The 16,232-nt window shown below is 72.4% G+C and carries 15 protein-coding genes; 6 read left to right on the top strand and 9 right to left on the bottom strand.

Going from position 1 to position 16,232, the window contains the following annotated elements; all coding sequences use genetic code 11:
* The first annotated feature begins 28 nt into the window (after positions 1-28).
* The gene (locus tag ACIGJI_RS05470) at positions 29-538 is read left to right on the top strand and encodes a phosphoribosyltransferase (protein WP_363445631.1); all 510 of its coding nucleotides are present in this window, start codon (positions 29-31) and stop codon (positions 536-538) included.
* Here the strand turns inward: ACIGJI_RS05470 and ACIGJI_RS05465 are convergent, their stop codons facing one another.
* The 8 genes from ACIGJI_RS05465 to ACIGJI_RS05430 all read right to left on the bottom strand — a co-directional run bounded on the left by ACIGJI_RS05465 (position 539) and on the right by ACIGJI_RS05430 (position 7,279).
* On the bottom strand, positions 539-2,077 hold the full coding sequence (locus ACIGJI_RS05465; RefSeq protein ID WP_363445633.1) for an ATP-dependent DNA ligase: 1,539 nt from the start codon (positions 2,075-2,077) through the stop codon (positions 539-541). It abuts the gene before it with no gap.
* 67 nt (positions 2,078-2,144) lie between these two features.
* Complete coding sequence (locus tag ACIGJI_RS05460; RefSeq protein WP_363445635.1) at positions 2,145-2,915, bottom strand: enoyl-CoA hydratase-related protein; 771 nt, start codon at positions 2,913-2,915, stop codon at positions 2,145-2,147.
* Positions 2,916-2,927: 12 nt separating this feature from the next.
* Entirely contained in the window at positions 2,928-4,091 is a 1,164-nt protein-coding gene (paaE, locus tag ACIGJI_RS05455; protein WP_363445637.1) for a 1,2-phenylacetyl-CoA epoxidase subunit PaaE, read from the bottom strand.
* Positions 4,091-4,594: a 1,2-phenylacetyl-CoA epoxidase subunit PaaD gene (gene paaD, locus ACIGJI_RS05450; RefSeq protein WP_366244458.1), complete on the bottom strand. Its 504-nt coding sequence runs from the start codon at positions 4,592-4,594 to the stop codon at positions 4,091-4,093. The genes paaE and paaD overlap by 1 nt, the downstream gene beginning before the upstream one ends.
* The gene (paaC, locus tag ACIGJI_RS05445) at positions 4,588-5,460 is read right to left on the bottom strand and encodes a 1,2-phenylacetyl-CoA epoxidase subunit PaaC (protein ID WP_363445640.1); all 873 of its coding nucleotides are present in this window, start codon (positions 5,458-5,460) and stop codon (positions 4,588-4,590) included. The genes paaD and paaC overlap by 7 nt, the downstream gene beginning before the upstream one ends.
* On the bottom strand, positions 5,457-5,786 hold the full coding sequence (gene paaB, locus ACIGJI_RS05440; protein WP_025103829.1) for a 1,2-phenylacetyl-CoA epoxidase subunit PaaB: 330 nt from the start codon (positions 5,784-5,786) through the stop codon (positions 5,457-5,459). Before paaB ends, paaC begins: the two co-directional genes overlap by 4 nt.
* A complete protein-coding gene (gene paaA, locus ACIGJI_RS05435) occupies positions 5,786-6,772 on the bottom strand; it encodes a 1,2-phenylacetyl-CoA epoxidase subunit PaaA (protein ID WP_363445642.1) in 987 nt (328 codons plus the stop codon). Before paaA ends, paaB begins: the two co-directional genes overlap by 1 nt.
* A gap of 87 nt (positions 6,773-6,859) precedes the next feature.
* Positions 6,860-7,279 carry a pilus assembly protein CpaE gene (locus ACIGJI_RS05430; RefSeq protein WP_187663501.1) on the bottom strand — a complete coding sequence of 140 codons (420 nt, stop codon included), beginning with the start codon at positions 7,277-7,279 and terminating at the stop codon, positions 6,860-6,862.
* Between the two features lie 88 nt (positions 7,280-7,367).
* Here ACIGJI_RS05430 and ACIGJI_RS05425 point away from each other — a divergent pair, with 88 nt between their 5' ends.
* Entirely contained in the window at positions 7,368-9,494 is a 2,127-nt protein-coding gene (locus ACIGJI_RS05425; protein ID WP_363445645.1) for a DEAD/DEAH box helicase, read from the top strand.
* Positions 9,495-9,518: 24 nt separating this feature from the next.
* On the opposite strand, the gene ACIGJI_RS05420 is transcribed toward ACIGJI_RS05425, so the two are convergent.
* Entirely contained in the window at positions 9,519-10,286 is a 768-nt protein-coding gene (locus ACIGJI_RS05420; protein ID WP_363445647.1) for an IclR family transcriptional regulator, read from the bottom strand.
* A 148-nt stretch (positions 10,287-10,434) separates the two neighbouring features.
* Between ACIGJI_RS05420 and dhaK the strand changes: the two genes are divergently transcribed.
* The 4 genes from dhaK to ACIGJI_RS05400 all read left to right on the top strand — a co-directional run bounded on the left by dhaK (position 10,435) and on the right by ACIGJI_RS05400 (position 16,078).
* The gene (gene dhaK, locus ACIGJI_RS05415) at positions 10,435-11,427 is read left to right on the top strand and encodes a dihydroxyacetone kinase subunit DhaK (protein WP_187663504.1); all 993 of its coding nucleotides are present in this window, start codon (positions 10,435-10,437) and stop codon (positions 11,425-11,427) included.
* Positions 11,427-12,068: a dihydroxyacetone kinase subunit DhaL gene (gene dhaL / locus ACIGJI_RS05410; RefSeq protein ID WP_363445967.1), complete on the top strand. Its 642-nt coding sequence runs from the start codon at positions 11,427-11,429 to the stop codon at positions 12,066-12,068. Before dhaK ends, dhaL begins: the two co-directional genes overlap by 1 nt.
* A complete protein-coding gene (gene ptsP / locus ACIGJI_RS05405; protein WP_363445651.1) occupies positions 12,065-14,599 on the top strand; it encodes a phosphoenolpyruvate--protein phosphotransferase in 2,535 nt (844 codons plus the stop codon). The genes dhaL and ptsP overlap by 4 nt, the downstream gene beginning before the upstream one ends.
* A gap of 171 nt (positions 14,600-14,770) precedes the next feature.
* Positions 14,771-16,078, top strand: coding sequence for a hypothetical protein (locus ACIGJI_RS05400; protein ID WP_363445653.1), 1,308 nt, complete (start codon positions 14,771-14,773; stop codon positions 16,076-16,078).
* Positions 16,079-16,232: the final 154 nt, after the last annotated feature.

Below are 16,232 nucleotides of genomic sequence, written 5' to 3'. Positions count from 1 at the left end.
GGCGGAGCGGATGCGCGAGAATGGACCGATGACGGATGCATCGATCGAGCGCGAGACGCTCACCTGGGACGGCTTCGGCGTGGCGACGCGCGATCTGGCGCGGAGCATCTCGGCGACGGGCTTCGAGCCGGAGGTCGTGGTGGCGATCGCACGCGGCGGCCTGCTCCCGGCCGGGGCCATCGCGTACGGGCTCGGCGTGAAGAACTGCGGCGCGATCAACGTCGAGTTCTACACCGGCATCGGCAGCGTGCTGGACGCCCCTGAGGTGCTGCCGCCGGAGCTCGACATGGCCTATCTCGACGGCCGCCGGGTGCTGCTCGTGGACGATGTCGCCGACTCCGGCCGCACGCTGGCGCTCGCGGTGCAGCTGCTGCAGGAGAAGGGCGCCGACGTGCGCTCCGTCACGATCTACACGAAGCCCTCGACGATCATCCAGCCGGACTTCGCGTGGAAGGACACCGACCTCTGGATCGACTTCCCCTGGTCGTTCCGCGGCACGGTGCGCCAGGAGGACGAAGGCCTCCCGCCCACGGCCTGATCAGGCGTCGTCCGTCGCGCCCCGCCGCAGGGCGAGGAGCGTCTGGATCGTGTCGGCCTCCGCAGCGGTCTTGTCCGGACGGTAGCCCTTGACCCGGGCGAACCGGAGGGCGAGGCCGCCGGGGTAGCGCGGGGACCGCTGCACGCCGTCGATCGCGATCTCGACCACGAGCTCCGGCCGGAGGAACACCGTCGACGCGGAGCGATGGCTCTCGTGCGCCGGGAACTCGTCGGTCTGCCACTGCAGCAGCGCGTCGGTGAGGCCCTTGAAGGTCTTGCCCACCATCACGAAACCGCCCGGGTCGGCGAAGTCGCCGTCCGGGTCCCGCGCGCCGAGGTGCAGGTTCGACAGCCATCCACGCCGGCGTCCCGACCCCCACTCGGCCCCGAGCACGACGAGATCGAACGTGAGGACGGGTTTCACCTTCACCCAGGACTTGCCGCGTCGACCGGCGGCGTACGGCGCATCCACGGCTTTGACCAGCACACCCTCGTGGCCGGCCGCCAGCGCTTCCCGGGACAGACGCTCGGCTTCCTCCGCACTGTCGGTGACGATGCCGGGCATGCGCCACTCACCGGCGACCGCGGCCAGGACCTCCTGACGCACCGACAGCGGCTCGTCGAGCAGATCACGGCCGTCCACGTGCAGGACGTCGAAGAACCAGGGGCGCAGGGCGAGTTCCCGCGCGGCATCCGCACCGAACCGCGACATCGTCTCCTGGAACGGCCGGGGACCGCCGTCCTCGTCGAGCGCCAGCGTCTCGCCGTCGAGGATGACCTCCTGCGCGGGAAGACCGCGGACGACCTCGACGATCTCGGGCAGCCGGTGGGTGACGTCGGCGAGGCTCCGCGTGTAGATGCCGACCTCGTCGCCGCGGCGGTGCACCTGGATGCGCGCGCCGTCGAGCTTGTACTCGACCGAGGCGCGCCCGGTGATCTCCAGAGCGGCCGTGGGCGTCGGCGCCGTGGCCGCGAGCATCGGGAGCACGGGGCGACCCACCCGGAGCCCGACCTCGTCGAGTGCGCCCTCGGCGCCGGTGAGCGCGAGCAGCGCCGTCTCGCCGAGGTCGCCGGAGAGCATGGCGGCTCGTCGCACCGTGGCAGGCGGGGCCTCGGCGGCGCGGGCGATCGCGTCGAGGAGCACGCCGCTCAGCGCTCCGGTGCGGAGCTCCCCGAGCATCGCCCTGGTCAGGAAGTCCCATTCGGGAGCGGTGGCTCGGGCGGCGAGGTCGTGCAGCAGCTCGCTGCGCACGCCCGCCGAACCGGAGCCCGAGGTGTGCGCGAGGGTGTCGAAGGCGTGGTCGATCTCCGCGATGGTCAACCTCGGCGTCGTGGTGTGCTCGATGGCGAGGGCCGTCAGCCCCCGCCACCCCACGCCGAGGCGACCCTGGCGGGGCGCGGCCAGGAGCAGCCCCACGAGAGGCGCGATGTCGTCGGCGTCGGCCTGGCGGAGCAGCGCCGCGATCGCCTCGATCTTGGCCAGGCGGGACGAGGTCGCGGCGACCTGGTCGGTGGTGGTGACGAGCTCCGAGAGCAGCATGCGGGCATCCTCCCACCGGCGTCGGACACCGCACGAGACGGTTGACAGCGACCACCGGGGCGTGGCGTCAGCGTCCGCGGAACTCCGGCGTCCGCTTCTCCTGGAACGCGGCGAAGCCCTCCCGGTAGTCCTCGGTGTCGCACAGGGCGGCCTGGGCCGCGTTCTCGACCTCGATGGATTCCCAGAGGGTGAGGCGTTCGTCGCGGATGCGGGCGACGAGCTCCTTGCTCGCCCGGAAGGCGGCCGTGGCGCCACGCGCGGCCTTCGCCGCGGCGGCCGTCGCGGCCGCGAGCACCTCGTCGTCGGGGAAGACCTGCGAGAAGAGGCCGGAGCGTACCGCCTCGGCGCCGCTCATGAGCCGACCCGTGTAGATGAGGTCGAGCGTCTTGTGCGGGCCGAGCCGGTCGAGGAACAGCGCGTGCCCGCCGGAGTCGAGGGTCGCGCCGAGCGCCGCGAACGGGGAGCCGATCTTCGCGGACTCGGCGACGTACACGACGTCCGTCGCGATGAGCAGGCCGAGTCCCACGCCGAGGCAGGCGCCGTGGGCGACGGCGAAGGTCGGCGCCGGGAAGCGGGACATCCGCTGCAGCAGAGGCGTCACGCGTCCGCCGAGGTAGCCGAGCACATCGTCGTCCCGCGGATCGACGGCGGAGATGTCCCGCCCGGCGCAGAACGCCCGCCCTTCACCACGGAGCAGCAGCGCCCGCACCCCGGCGGCCTCGGCCTGCCGGTACGCGGCGTCGAGCTCCGCGAGGGCGGCCTCGTCCAGGGCGTTGAGCTTCGCGGGGGCGTCGAGCACCACGGTGGCGACGTCGTCGGCGATGGCGAGATCGATCATGGGGTCTCCTGGTCAGACGTCGTAGTCCACGACCACGCGCTCGCTGGTCGGGTGGGACTGGCAGGTGAGCACGTAGCCGCGCTCCAGCTCGTCGGGCTCCAGGGCGTAGTTCTCGGTCATCGTGACGCTGCCCTCCAGCACGCGCGCCCGACAGGTGCCGCAGACGCCACCCGCGCACGCGAACGGGGCGTCCGGCCGCACCCGCAGTGCGGCGTTCAGCACCGACTCGCGCGCTGCGACGGGGCTCTCCACCGTCGACGAGACGCCGTCGAGGTTCACCTCGATCCGCACGGTCTTCTCGCCCGAGCGCACCGTGACCGGTCGGGCGGCCCGCACCGGCTCGTCGCCGGTCGTGAACAGCTCGAAGCGCACGTGCTCGCGGGGCACGCCCACGTCGGCCAGCACCTCCCGGCACAGGTCGACGAGTGCGAGCGGTCCGCACAGGAACCACTCGTCCACGTCGGCCGGATCGATCAGCGCGTCGAGGATCGTCCGCAGCTTGGGCTCGTCGATGCGGCCGGACAGCACCGGCGCGGTCCGCTGCTCGCGGGACAGCACGTGGTGCAGCGTGAGCCGTGTCGGGTAGCGGTCCTTGAGGTCGGCGAGGTCCTCCAGGAACATCACGTCCAGCGTCGAGCGGTTCGTGTAGAGGAGCGTGAACCGGGAGGTCTGCGAGCGGGAGAGCACGGTGTGCGCGAGGGCCATCAGCGGCGTGATCCCGGAGCCGGCTGCGATCCCGACGACGTGCTTCTCGTCCAGATCGTCGAGGCCGGAGGTGAAGGTGCCCTGGGGGCTCATGACGTCGATGCGGAAGCCCGGGTGCAGGCCGGTCTGGGCCCAGGTGGAGAACGTCCCGCCCTCGTCGCGCTTCACGGCGACGCTCAGGCGGGTGGGTGCCCCGTCGGTGCGATGCTCGGGCGCCCGGCACAGCGAGTACGAACGCCGCACCTCCACGCCGTCCAGCGTCGTGCGCAGCGCCACGTATTGCCCGGGGAGATGGTCGTAGTCGTCGGCGAGCTCCGCGGGCACCGTGAAGGTCACCTCGACGGAGTCCTCGGTGAGCGGCCGGACGTCCTCGACCTCGAGCGTGTGGAACCGGGCACGGCTGCGCGCCCGGGCGGGGGAGGCGGGAGAGGGCACCGGCGTCGTCGTCGGGGCCGGGGAGAACAGCGACATCAGTGCACCTTGAAGTGATCGAAGGGTTCCAGGCAGGCCCGGCACTCGTACAGTGCCTTGCACGAGGTCGACCCGAAGCGGGAGACCTCCCGGGTGTCGAGCGAGCCGCACCGCGGACAGCGCACGCTGAGGGCGAGTCGGATCGGACCTGCGGGCATCGCCGCGCGGCCACTGGGCGGCGCGATCCCGTACTCCCGGAGCTTCAGCTTCCCCGCGTCGCTCATCCAATCCGTCGTCCACGCGGGGGAGAGCACGAGCCGCACCTCGACGTCGCCGAATCCTGCCGCCGTGAGCGCGAGCACGACGTCGTCGCGGATCGTGTCCATGGCCGGGCACCCGCTGTAGGTCGGCGTGATGTCGACGACCACGCGCTCGCCGCGGAGCTCGACCGCCCGCAGCACGCCGAGGTCCTCGATCGTGAGCACCGGCACCTCCGGGTCCGGCACGGCGGCGGCGATCCGCCAGGCCTGAGCCTCGACATCGGCGGTGGTCCGGGTCACCATGACGCCCCCGGATGCCGTCGCGCTAGCACCTGCATCTCGGCGAGGAGGTGACCGAAGGGGGTCGCGTGGGCGCCGTTCCGGCCGCCCGCGGACGACGCCGCCACCGGCGGCACCGCGAGCTCGGCCTCGGCGAACACGGTGGCGATGACCGCGTCGAACGGCGCGCGGAGCGTCGACGGTCGCACGGCGGCGTCGCCCAGCCGGTCGATCAGCGGTTCATCGCGGAACAGCTCGTCGACGTACGGCCACACATCCGCGAGGGCACGGATCATGCGGCGCCGCGACTCCTCCGTCCCGCCCGCCAGGCGCAGCACCCACTGCACGGCGTGGTCGCGGTGGTAGTCGACCTCCTTCAGCGCCTTCTCCGCGATCGCGGCGAGGGTGGGCTCGGAGCTCGCACGGAGCGCGGCGTACAGCTCGACGAGGTAGACGGACGCGACGAGCTGGCGGGCGATGGTCTGCGCGAAGTCGCCGTTCGGCTGCTCCATGATCCAGGCGCTGCGGAACTCCGGCTCGTCGCGGAAGTAGGCGAGGTCGTCCTCGGAACGGCCGTCCCACGTCCCCGCGAAGTGCAGGAAGGAGCGGGCGTGGCCGAGCAGGTCGAGCGCGATGTTCCCGAGCGCCACGTCCTCCTCCAGCTCGGGGGCCCGGGAGATCCAGGCGCCGAGCTGCTGCGACAGGATGAGCGCATCGTCGCCGAGCCACAGGGCGTACTCGGCGATGTCGGCGCTCGCCGCGGTCGTGCCGGCGCCCGCGAGCTCCTCGCTGAGCCGCAACTCGTCGACGGAGACGTCCCCGTGCGCATCCCCGTGGACGTCGCCGGCTTGCTGAGCGGAGCTGGGTCCCTGAGCGTGTCGAAGGGTCACAGGTGCGGCACCCCCTCGGACGCGGTGTAGTACACCGCATGCCGGTAGTTCTTACCCGCGGGACTCTCGAAGTACGCGCCCTTGGCGTCGGGGTCGCTCGTGGTGATCGCCTCGGCGGGGACCGCCCAGATCGACACGCCCTCGCCCCGGCGGGTGTAGAGGTCGCGGGCGTTGCGGATGGCCATGTCAGCGTCGGGGGCGTGCAGCGAGCCGACGTGCACGTGGCTCAGCCCGCGGTTCGCCCGCACGAAGATCTCCCACAGCGGCCAGACCTCCCGTCCCTGGGTCCCTGAGCTCGTCGAAGGGTCGGCCCCGGGGGTCGCCATCACGCCACCGCCCCTTCAGGGGTCAGGCGGGAACGCTGCTTGCGGGCGTACTCCGCGGCGGCCTCCCGCACCCACGCGCCCTCGTCGTGCGCCGTGCGGCGGCGCTCCAGACGCTCGGCGTTGCACGGGCCGTTGCCGCGCAGCACCCGGAAGAACTCGTCCCAGTCGATCTCACCCATCTCGTAGCGACCGGTCTCCTCGTCGAACCGCAGGTCGGGATCGGGGAGGGTGACGCCGAGGATCTCGGCCTGGGGCACGAGCATGCTCACGAACCGCTGACGCAGCTCGTCGTTCGAGAAGCGCTTGATCTTCCACGCCATCGACTGGGCGGAGTTGGGGGACTGGTCGTCGGGCGGCCCGAACATCGCCAGGCTCGGCCAGTACCAGCGGTCGACCGCGTCCTGCGCCATCTGCCGTTGCTCGTCCGTACCCCGCATTAGCGAGAGGAGGATCTCGAACCCCTGGCGCTGGTGGAACGACTCCTCCTTGCAGATGCGCACCATCGCGCGGCCGTAGGGGCCGTAGGAGGCGCGGCACAGCGGCACCTGGTTGCAGATCGCGGCGCCGTCGACGAGCCAGCCGATCGCGCCCATGTCGGCCCAGGTCGGGGTGGGGTAGTTGAAGATCGACGAGTACTTCGCCTTTCCGGAGATGAGCTGGTCCATCATCTCGTCACGGGTGATGCCGAGGGTCTGCGCGGCGGAGTAGAGGTAGAGCCCGTGACCGGCCTCGTCCTGCACCTTCGCCATGAGGATCGCCTTGCGCTTGAGGCTCGGGGCGCGCGTGATCCAGTTGCCCTCGGGCTGCATGCCGATGATCTCGGAATGGGCGTGCTGGGAGATCTGCCGGATGAGGGTCTTGCGATAGGCCTCGGGCATCCAGTCGCGGGGCTCGATGCGCTGCTCGTTCGCGATCAGCTCGTCGAACAGGCGTTCCTCGTCGGAGGTCTCGCCGTCCACGAGGGACAGGTCTGCGGGACTGGTCATCATCGACTCCTCGGGGTCCGGTCCTTCTTTACTGACCGATCGTTAGGTAATTCTGACACACGCGACGGCCCGATTCAACAGGACGTGTCAGCGGGAGCGCGAGATCAGCGCCAGCAGGGCGCGGCCGTAGGCCTCCGCCGGGTCCGGGTGCTCGAACAGCAGGGGAGTCCCGGCGAGCTCGATCTCGACGCGGAACGTGTCGGGGAGGCGGATGAGGGCACGGAACGTCCCGCGGAGCAGGTCCCGCAGCTGGTCCTCGCGCGGCAGCCACACCGCATCGGCGAGGGTCACGGCGTCGAGCGCCCACTCCGTCGTGCCGTTGAAGGCGAGATCCGTGCCGGCCGGCGTCTGCCGCGCCTCGATGGTCATCGCGCTGACCGTGAAGACGTCGGCCTCCGCCTCCAGCTCCACCTCGTCCGGGAGGTCGAGCTGGAACCGGTCACCCTCCGCGGGCTTCCAGGTCAGGCCGGCATCGCGGAGCGCGACGGCGAGTTCGCGGGTGATCATTCCTCCACGCTACGGGTTCCGCGCCGGTCGTCCACCGAGCGTGGGCGACGGGCAGAGTCCTGTCAGAGGCCTGCGGCAGAGTGGAGGCATGACCTCCACGACTGCCGTGCCCCTCCGCGAGGCTGCCCGCGCCGCCCTCGGCGAACTCGTCGGCCGCCCCGACGTCGACTTCCACGACGGCCAGTTCGAGGCGATCGAGGCGCTGGTGGAGGGGCGTCGCCGCGCGCTGGTCGTGCAGCGCACCGGGTGGGGGAAGTCGGCGGTGTACTTCGTCGCGACCCTCCTGCGCCGCCGGCAGGGCACCGGCCCCACCGTGCTCGTCTCCCCGCTCCTGGCGCTCATGCGCGACCAGATCGCCGCGGCCGAGCGCGCGGGGGTGCGCGCGGTCGCCATCAACTCGACGAACGCGCACGAATGGGCGGAGGTGCAGGACAGCCTCGCTCGGGACGAGGTCGACGTGCTGCTCGTCTCCCCGGAGCGGCTGAACAACCCGGCCTTCCGCGAGGAGCAGCTGCCGACGCTGGTGGCGCGGCTCGGCATGCTCGTCGTCGACGAGGCGCACTGCATCAGCGACTGGGGGCACGATTTCCGCCCGGACTACCGCCGGCTCCGCGATCTCATCGCGCAGATGCCCGCCGACGTGCCGGTGCTGGCGACGACCGCGACGGCGAACTCGCGCGTCGTGGCCGACGTGGCCGAGCAGCTCGGGGCGCTGCCTGGTGGCGCGAGCGGAGCGGAGGCGGTGCCCGTGCTCACGATCCGGGGGCCGCTCGCCCGCACCTCGCTGCGGCTCGGCGTGCTCCGCCTCAGGGACTCGGCGAGCCGCCTGGCCTGGCTGCTCAGTCACCTCGACGACCTCCCCGGCAGCGGGATCATCTACACGCTGACTGTGGCGGCGGCGGTCGACACCGCCCGATTCCTGCGCGACCACGGCCACGACGTGCGCGCCTACACCGGCCAGACCGATCCCGAGGAGCGCGCCGAGTCGGAGGGCATGCTCAAGCGGAACGAGGTGAAGGCGCTCGTCGCGACCAGCGCCCTCGGCATGGGGTTCGACAAGCCGGACCTCGGGTTCGTCGTGCATCTCGGTGCCCCATCCTCGCCCGTCGCGTACTACCAGCAGGTCGGACGAGCCGGGCGGGCCAGCGAGAGCGCGGACGTGCTCCTGCTCCCGGGTGTCGAGGACCGCGAGATCTGGCACTACTTCGCGACCGCGTCGATGCCCGATCGGGAGCGGGCGGAACGGGTCATCGCGGCGCTCGGCGACAGCCCGATCTCGACGCCGGCGCTGGAAGCCGTCGTCGACATCCGTCGTACGCCCCTCGAGCTGCTGCTGAAGGTGCTCGACGTGGACGGTGCCGTGCGCCGTGTGCAGGGCGGCTGGGTCGCGACGGGACAGCCGTGGATGTACGACGCCGAGCGCTACGAGCGCATCGCCGCCGAACGGGTCGCGGAGCAGGAGCACATGCTGGAGTACGAGCGCACGGACGGCTGTCGCATGGCCTTCCTGCAGCGGGCGCTGGACGACGACACCGCGGCTCCCTGCGGTCGGTGCGACAACTGCGCGGGCGTGTGGTTCCCGGCGGAGATCGCGCAGACGGCGAGTGCACAGGCGACGGAGTCCCTGGACCGGGTCGGTGTACCGGTCGAGCCTCGCCGCGCGTGGCCGACCGGCGCCGACCGTGTGGGCGTGCCGGTGCGCGGTCGCATCCCCGCGGGGGAGCAGGCCGACGAGGGACGCGCCCTCGCCCGGCTCACCGACCTCGGCTGGGGCGGCGCGCTGCGCGAGATCTTCGCCGCGGGTGCCGCGGACGCGCCGATCAGCCCGGCGCTGCTGCAGGCCTGCGTGCGCGTGCTGGCCGGGTGGGACTGGGCGGAGCGGCCGATGGCTGTGGTCGCGATGCCGTCGCGCTCGCATCCGCAGCTCGTCGACTCCCTCGCCCGCGGGCTCTCGGAGATCGGGCGGCTGCCGTACCTCGGCGCGCTGGAGTGGCGGAACGGGGGTCCGTCGGGGCAGGCGGGCGGGAACAGCGTGTTCCGGCTCGCGGGGGTGTGGGATCGGTTCGACGCGGCGCATCTCGAGGTCCCCGCCGGTCCGGTGCTGCTCGTCGACGACCTCATCGACAGTCGCTGGACCCTGACGGTCGCGGCGCGCGCGGTGCGGCAGGCCGGAGCCACGGCCGTGCTGCCGTTCGCGCTCGGCCTGCGCGGCTGAGCACCGGTCCCCGAACCAACGCCGTCAGTCCTCGGCGGGGGCCACGGGTGGCGGCCAGGTCGTCGCGCCGAGTTCGCGGGAGATGTTCCGTGCCGTGTCCCGCAGCGCGTGCATGGTCGCGTCGGATGCGGGTGCCTCCGACGTCGGCAGCACGACGGCGACGGCGGCGACGATCGTGTTCGAGGCGTCGGCGATCGGGGCGGCGAGGGAGGATTCGCCGAGCACGGCTTCGTCCGTCTCGGCCGCCGTCCCGCGCTCCGCGATCCCCGGCAGCTCGAGGGTCAGTCGGGCGACGTCAGTGATGGTGTCGCCGGTGAGGCTGCGCAGGGGCTCCGCGAACACGCTCTGCTGGAAGCCCTGGTCGTAGGCGAGGAGCACCTTCCCCATGGCGGAGGCGTGCGCGGGGACGGCCATCCCGGTCTCCAGCATCTGCGGGCTGTCGTCGGGCCGGAGGTTGTGGTGGATCACGAGGACGTCCGTGAGGTGCGGCGCGCCGAGGCGCACGGACAGCTCGGTGCGCCGGGCCAGTTCCTGCGTCCAGCGCATCGCCCGCGCTCGCACATCCAGTGTGTCGAGGTACACGTTGCTCAGCCGCAGGAGGGTAGGGCCGAGCATGTAGCGCTGTCCGCCGCGCTCCTTCGCGACGAGGCCGTGCGCGCGCAGCGACTTCACCAGCCCGTGCACGGTCGACGGCGGAAGGCTCAGGGCCGTGGCGAGATCGGTGATACCGAGGTGGCGGGCGCCCTGGAGCAGGTCGAGGATCTTCGCCGCGCGGTCGATCGCCTGGATCATGCGCGTCCTCCTTCCGGTCGTCGTCGAGCCGGGTTTGCGGTCGCCGGATCGATCTTGACAACCCGGCAGGCTCCGAGCATATTCGACATTGACGAATCCTTTTCGGATTTTTGCTCGAGACTCACGCCGCATCAAAGGAGATCGCAGGATGAAGAAGCTCATCAACGCCCCGGAGGACGTCCTCGTCGAGTCCCTGAAGGGCGTCGCCGCCGCGCACCCTGAACTCTCGGTCGACCTGGAGAACCACGTCATCACCCGGGCGACACCGAAGGAACAGGGCAAGGTGGCCGTCGTCTCGGGCGGCGGATCCGGCCACGAGCCGCTGCACGGCGGCTACGTCGGCACCGGCATGCTCGACGCGGCCGTCGCCGGCGAGGTCTTCACCTCGCCCACCCCCGACCGCGTGCAGGTGGCGACCCAGGCGGTCGACCGCGGCGCCGGCGTGCTGCACATCGTCAAGAACTACACGGGCGACGTGCTCAACTTCGAGATGGCCGCCGAGCTCGCGGCGATGGAGGGGATCGAGGTCGGCACGGTCGTCGTGGACGACGACGTGGCCGTGCAGGACTCGCTCTACACCGCCGGCCGTCGCGGCGTCGGCCTCACCGTCCTGCTGGAGAAGCTCGTGGGAGCCGCGGCGGAGGAGGGCCGCGACCTCGCGGCGGTCGTCGACCTCGCGAAGCGCATCAATGGGCAGGGGCGCTCGATGGGCATGGCCCTCACGAGCTGCACGGTGCCCGCCGCCGGGAAGCCCACCTTCGACCTCCCTGACGATCAGATGGAGATCGGCATCGGCATCCACGGCGAGCCGGGACGGCATCGTGAGCCGCTCGCGCCGGCGTCGGAGATCGCCCGGCAGCTCGTCGAGCCGATCCTCGGCGACCTCGACGCCACCGGACCCGCGATCGTGATGCTCAACGGCATGGGCGCCACGCCCCTGATCGAGCTCTACCTCATGTACGGCGAGGTCGCCGCGATCCTGGAGAGGTCCGGCGTGCAGATCGCGCGGAACCTGGTGGGCAACTACATCACCTCCCTCGACATGGCCGGGTGCTCCGTCACGGTGCTGAAGGCCGACGACGAGCTGCTGCGGCTGTGGGACGCCCCGGTGAACACCCCCGGCCTGCGGTGGGGCGCGTGATGGCGGCCGTCGGCACCGACGTCCTCGTCGACTGGATCTCCCGCTACCGCGAGGCCGTCACCGCGCAGCGCGACTGGCTCACGGAACTGGACTCCGCGATCGGGGACGCCGACCACGGCGCGAACATGGCGCGGGGCTTCACGGCGGTCGGGGAGAAGCTCGCGGCGACGACGCCCGCGACGATCGACGAACTCCTCAAGTCCGTCGGCATGACCCTGGTGAGCTCGGTGGGCGGTGCGAGTGGCCCCCTCTACGGCACCTTCTTCCTGCGCATGGGGATGTCGGCCGGTGCGGTGACGACATTGGACGGACCGGCGCTCGCCGCGGCACTGCGGGCGGGGCTCGAGGGCATCGTCGCGCGGGGCAAGCCCGAGGCCGGCGACAAGACGATGTTCGATGCGATGGCCCCCGCGGTCGACGCTTTCGATGCCGCCCTCTCCGGCGGAGCGGATACCGCGGCGGCGGCCAGGGCGGCTGCGGACGCCGCGGCCGCCGGTCGTGACGCCACGGTGCCCCTCGTCGCCCGGAAGGGCAGAGCGAGCTACCTCGGTGAACGCAGCGCCGGACATCTCGACCCGGGAGCCGCCTCGACGGCGCTCCTGTTCGAGACGCTCGCCGCGGCCCTCGCGGACGCCGGATGATCGGGATCGTCGCCGTCTCCCACAGCGCCCGGCTCGGGGAGGCGGCGCTCGAACTCGCCCTGCAGATGGTGCCGGGCGGCGGCGTGCAGGTCCGCGTGGCGGCCGGTGCGGGTGTGGACGCGGAGGGTGCGCCGATCCTCGGGACGGACGCCGTCGCGGTGTCGGCGGCGATCGACGAGCTCGCCGCCGAGGTCGACGGCGTGCTCGTGCTGATGGACCTCGGGTCGGCCGTGCTGAGCGCCGAGCTCGCGCTGGAGCTGCGCAGCAGCGACGTGCCGGTGCGGCTGGCTCCGGCACCGTTCGTCGAGGGCCTCCTCGCGGCGGTCGTGGCTGCGGCGGCAGGCGGCGACCTCGACGCGGTCGCCGACGAAGCCTCGTCCGCCCTCGCGGCGAAGACCGGCCAGCTCCTCCCGCCGGACGCGGAAGGCACGGCGGCAGCGGACTCCGCGCCGGTGTCGGCGGGGGACGCCTCCGCCTCGCCCGACGTGGCCGGGGAGACCGTGACGCGTCGTGTGCGCGTGCGCAACCCTCTCGGCATCCATGCCCGCCCCGCCGCGCTGATCGCGGAGTCGGCGGCGGGCGCGGACGTCCGTCTGCGGCGGCTGCCGGACGGCCAGGAAGCCGCGGCCGGAAGCCTGACCCGGCTGCTCGCGCTCGGGGCGCGTCAGGGGACCGAGATCGAGCTCACCGGTCGGGGAGCGGACGCCGAGGCGGCGATCGACCGCCTGGTCTCGCTCTTCCAGGGAGGGTTCGGCGAGGGCGTCGAGACGGACGAGGGCGCCGCCGAGAGCGCCCCCGGATCGGCGCCGACGAACGCGCAGGACACCGTCGCGGACGAGGTTCCCGTGTCGACGCCCGAGATCGTCCCCGGAGCCGTGCTGCAGGGCCGTGGCGTCAGTCCCGGACGGGTGGCCGCGAGGGCGGTGTCCCTCGCACCGGCACTCCCGGAACCGGATGCCGAGACCGTCGTCCCGCCGGAGGGTCGGGAGGCCGAGGTCTCCACGATCGAATGGGCGGCGGTCGCCGTCGCCGATCAGCTGCGATCGCGCGCCGAGCGGGCGCGCGGAGAGGCGCGGGCGATCCTGGACGCGTCACGGCTCCTCGCCTCCGATCCGGAGCTCGTCGCCGAAGCCACCGCCCTCGTGCGCGCACAGGGGCGGACGGCGGCGCGAGCGGTCTGGGAGACGTCCGCGGCGCACGAAGCGGCACTCACGGCTCTCGGCGGGAGGATGGCGGAACGCGCCGCCGACATCCGTGACGTCCGCGACCGCATGATCGCCGAGATCCTCCGGGTGGACATGCCAGGGGTCCCCGAGCGTGACGAGCCGTTCGTGCTCGTCGCGACCGACCTGGCTCCCGCCGACGCCGCGGCGCTGGAAGGGGGCAGCTGCGTCGCCCTCGTGACAGCGGACGGCGGGCCGACCTCGCACACGGCGATCATCGCGCGCGCGCTGGGACTGCCCGCCGTGGTCGGGGTGGCCGGATCGACGGGGATCCCCGAGGGTGCCATGGTCCTCGTCGACGGCGACCACGGCTCCATCCACGTCGACCCGGACGAGGCGGAGATCGCCGAGGCACGGGCCGCGGCGGTCGTCGTCACCTTCGATGGACGGGGCCGTCTCGCCGACGGGACCCGCGTGCCGCTCCTGGCCAACGTCGGAGGGGCATCGGATGCCGGGAGCGCCGCGGCGGCGCACGCCGAGGGGGTCGGACTGTTCCGCACCGAGTTCTGCTTCCTCGACCGGACCGAAGCGCCGAGCATCGAGGAGCAGGTGGAGGCGTACCGCGGGGTCCTTCGCGCGTTCCCCGGACGCAAGGTGGTCGTGCGCACGCTGGATGCGGGGAGCGACAAGCCCCTGCCGTTCGCGAACGACGACGACGAGGACAACCCGGCGCTCGGCGTCCGGGGCCTGCGTCTCTCCCGTCGCCGCCCAGCGCTGCTCGACGACCAGCTCCGCGCGCTCGCCAGGGCTGCCGACGCGGAATCCGCGGACGTGGAGGTCATGGCGCCGATGGTCGCCACGGTCGACGAGGCGGCGGACTTCGCCGCGCGGTGTCGTGCCGCGGGGCTGGACAGAGCGGGGATCATGATCGAGACCCCGGCGGCGGCGCTGCTGGCTGCCGAGCTGTTCGAGGTCGTGGACTTCGTGAGCCTGGGAACCAACGATCTCGCGCAGTACACTCTGGCCGCCGACCGGCTGTCCAGCGCGCTCGCCGATCTCAACGACCCCTGGCAGCCGGCGGTGCTGCGGCTGATCGGGACGGTCGGGGCGGCGGGGCGAGCGGCGGGCAAGCCGGTCGGGATCTGCGGGGAGGCGGCCGGTGATCCCGCGCTCGCTCCGGTACTCGTCGGGCTCGGCGCGACCTCGCTGTCGATGACGCCTCGCGCGCTCGGGCGGGTGGCGGCCGCGCTCGACGCGGTGGGCCCGGACGAGTGCCGGCGGGCGGCGGAGGGGGCGAGCCGCGCGGCGACCGCTGCGGAGGCGCGGCAGGCAGCAGCTCTCGTGCTCGGCGGAGGCGGCGCCGGCTGAGCCGCACGGCTCCTGCGGATGCGATCGGCATGGCTTGTATGCCGTCCGTGGCATGACTAGTGTCTCGTTCGCATATCGACCGTGTGCGGGCGGGTTCGGGGTGTCTCCCGACCGCTACTCTTCCCTCAGGGGGCGCCGTGTTCACGGCGCACATGATCATGCGGAGGGTTCATGTCGGCGACGGTGCACGGCGGGCGGAAGATGCGAGGAGCGGCGCTCCTCGCGGCGGTGGTGGCGGGAGTGCTGGTCGTGCTCCCGGGGTGCGCGGCGACGCCGGAGGCGACACCCACGGCGACCGCATCACGGGCGCCGGAGACCCCGACGCCCACTCCTGATCCCTATGCCGGGCCCCTCCTCTTCGTCGGCGACGAGCTCGACGCCTTCGCGCTCACGCCGGCCGAGGTCGCCGACCTTCTTCCCTCCGCGCCTCCGGCGACGGAGGTCGAGGACACGCTCCTGCAGTATTCCGACGGCGGCGGGCCGGAGTTCACGCCGGCGGTCTGCGTGCTGCTGATCATGGAAGCCTCCATGGGCAGCATCGGCGCGCGTACCGTGCCGTGGGTGAACGCGGACGACACGGGCATGAGTGGGAAGCAGGAGATCCTGCAGTTCCCGTCTGACGACATCGCCGCGTCGCGCATGGACGAGCTCCTCGACACGGTCGAGCAGTGTGCGCAGTTCGATGCGCAGGGGACGGGAACCTTCGCCGCCGTCGCGGCGCCGGAGACGGACGGCGTCCGGGCCTTCGCCGGAACCCTGGAGATGGGCTCGGGGCAGAGCGCCTGGCGGGCGCACCACGGTTTCGCCGCGGTGGGGAACGTCATCGTGCACCTGTGGCAGCCGGCCAGGGATGGATCGGAGTTCGACGCCGAGCGTGCGGCGCTGCTCCTGCGCGACCGCGCGGGGGAAGCGAAGACCGCCTTCGTGGAGAAGCTGACCGCCACGCCGCCCGCGACGGCGACGCCGGAGACGGCCGATCCCGCCGCCCCGTGGAGCGAATGGGAGATGACCGCGACGGGCGTCGGACCGCTCCAGCTGGGTATGTCTCGCGAGGAGGCGTTGGCGGCGGTCCCTGGGGCGACCGCGCAGGCCGCCGGCGGCTCGAACACGCTGGTGCGCCTCACGAGTGGGGACGACGCGAGCACGCTCCTGCTGCAGTTCACGGACGATGGCACGACGCTCGCGGGGATCACCGCCGGCATCGCGAACGTGCAGGGCGACGTCGAGCCGGACGGTGCCGTCCTGCCCGCGACGGGCGGAGTCCGCATCGGCGCGCCGGTGACGGAGGCGGCCGCCGCATTCCCGGAGGGCACCTACATCCGCATCGTCTCGTCGGGCGAGTACTTCTACCAGTCAGCGACGCGCGAAGGGGGTGTCATCCGCTTCCGCGCCGATCGGGATGCTGCGGACCCCGCGGCCGTCATCACAGGGGTGACCGTGGAGGACGCGACCCTCTGGCCGCCGCTCGCGATCAGGTGAACCGTCGACCGTTGTTCCGACTCCCTTGCGTTACTGACCGATCGTTCAGTTAGTATGGGCGGACGGGACGCGGTCGTCCCGTCCCAGCGCGACGAGGAGGTCGGCGATGACGGAGGCGACGGATACGGCGGAGGCCGTGCGGCCGAACCGGGCC

Source organism: Microbacterium sp. NPDC064978, assembly GCF_044543605.1.
GTDB lineage: Bacteria > Actinomycetota > Actinomycetes > Actinomycetales > Microbacteriaceae > Microbacterium > Microbacterium meiriae.
The sequence above is the reverse complement of the archived record's forward strand: the minus strand, read 5'-3'. Positions and strand labels throughout refer to the sequence as shown.

Bases quoted from the DNA above. Each gene is read 5' to 3' on its own strand.
- ACIGJI_RS05470 (WP_363445631.1), top strand. From the start codon at position 29: ATGACGGATGCATCGATCGAGCGCGAGACGCTCACCTGGGACGGCTTC.
- ptsP (WP_363445651.1), top strand. From the start codon at position 12,065: ATGATCGGGATCGTCGCCGTCTCCCACAGCGCCCGGCTCGGGGAGGCG.
- ACIGJI_RS05420 (WP_363445647.1), bottom strand. From the start codon at position 10,286: ATGATCCAGGCGATCGACCGCGCGGCGAAGATCCTCGACCTGCTCCAG.
- ACIGJI_RS05460 (WP_363445635.1), bottom strand. From the start codon at position 2,915: ATGATCGATCTCGCCATCGCCGACGACGTCGCCACCGTGGTGCTCGAC.
- paaB (WP_025103829.1), bottom strand. From the start codon at position 5,786: ATGGCGACCCCCGGGGCCGACCCTTCGACGAGCTCAGGGACCCAGGGA.
- paaD (WP_366244458.1), bottom strand. From the start codon at position 4,594: ATGGTGACCCGGACCACCGCCGATGTCGAGGCTCAGGCCTGGCGGATC.
- ACIGJI_RS05465 (WP_363445633.1), bottom strand. From the start codon at position 2,077: ATGCTGCTCTCGGAGCTCGTCACCACCACCGACCAGGTCGCCGCGACC.
- dhaL (WP_363445967.1), top strand. From the start codon at position 11,427: ATGGCGGCCGTCGGCACCGACGTCCTCGTCGACTGGATCTCCCGCTAC.
- ACIGJI_RS05425 (WP_363445645.1), top strand. From the start codon at position 7,368: ATGACCTCCACGACTGCCGTGCCCCTCCGCGAGGCTGCCCGCGCCGCC.
- paaA (WP_363445642.1), bottom strand. From the start codon at position 6,772: ATGACCAGTCCCGCAGACCTGTCCCTCGTGGACGGCGAGACCTCCGAC.
- dhaK (WP_187663504.1), top strand. From the start codon at position 10,435: ATGAAGAAGCTCATCAACGCCCCGGAGGACGTCCTCGTCGAGTCCCTG.
- ACIGJI_RS05430 (WP_187663501.1), bottom strand. From the start codon at position 7,279: ATGATCACCCGCGAACTCGCCGTCGCGCTCCGCGATGCCGGCCTGACC.
- ACIGJI_RS05400 (WP_363445653.1), top strand. From the start codon at position 14,771: ATGTCGGCGACGGTGCACGGCGGGCGGAAGATGCGAGGAGCGGCGCTC.
- paaE (WP_363445637.1), bottom strand. From the start codon at position 4,091: ATGTCGCTGTTCTCCCCGGCCCCGACGACGACGCCGGTGCCCTCTCCC.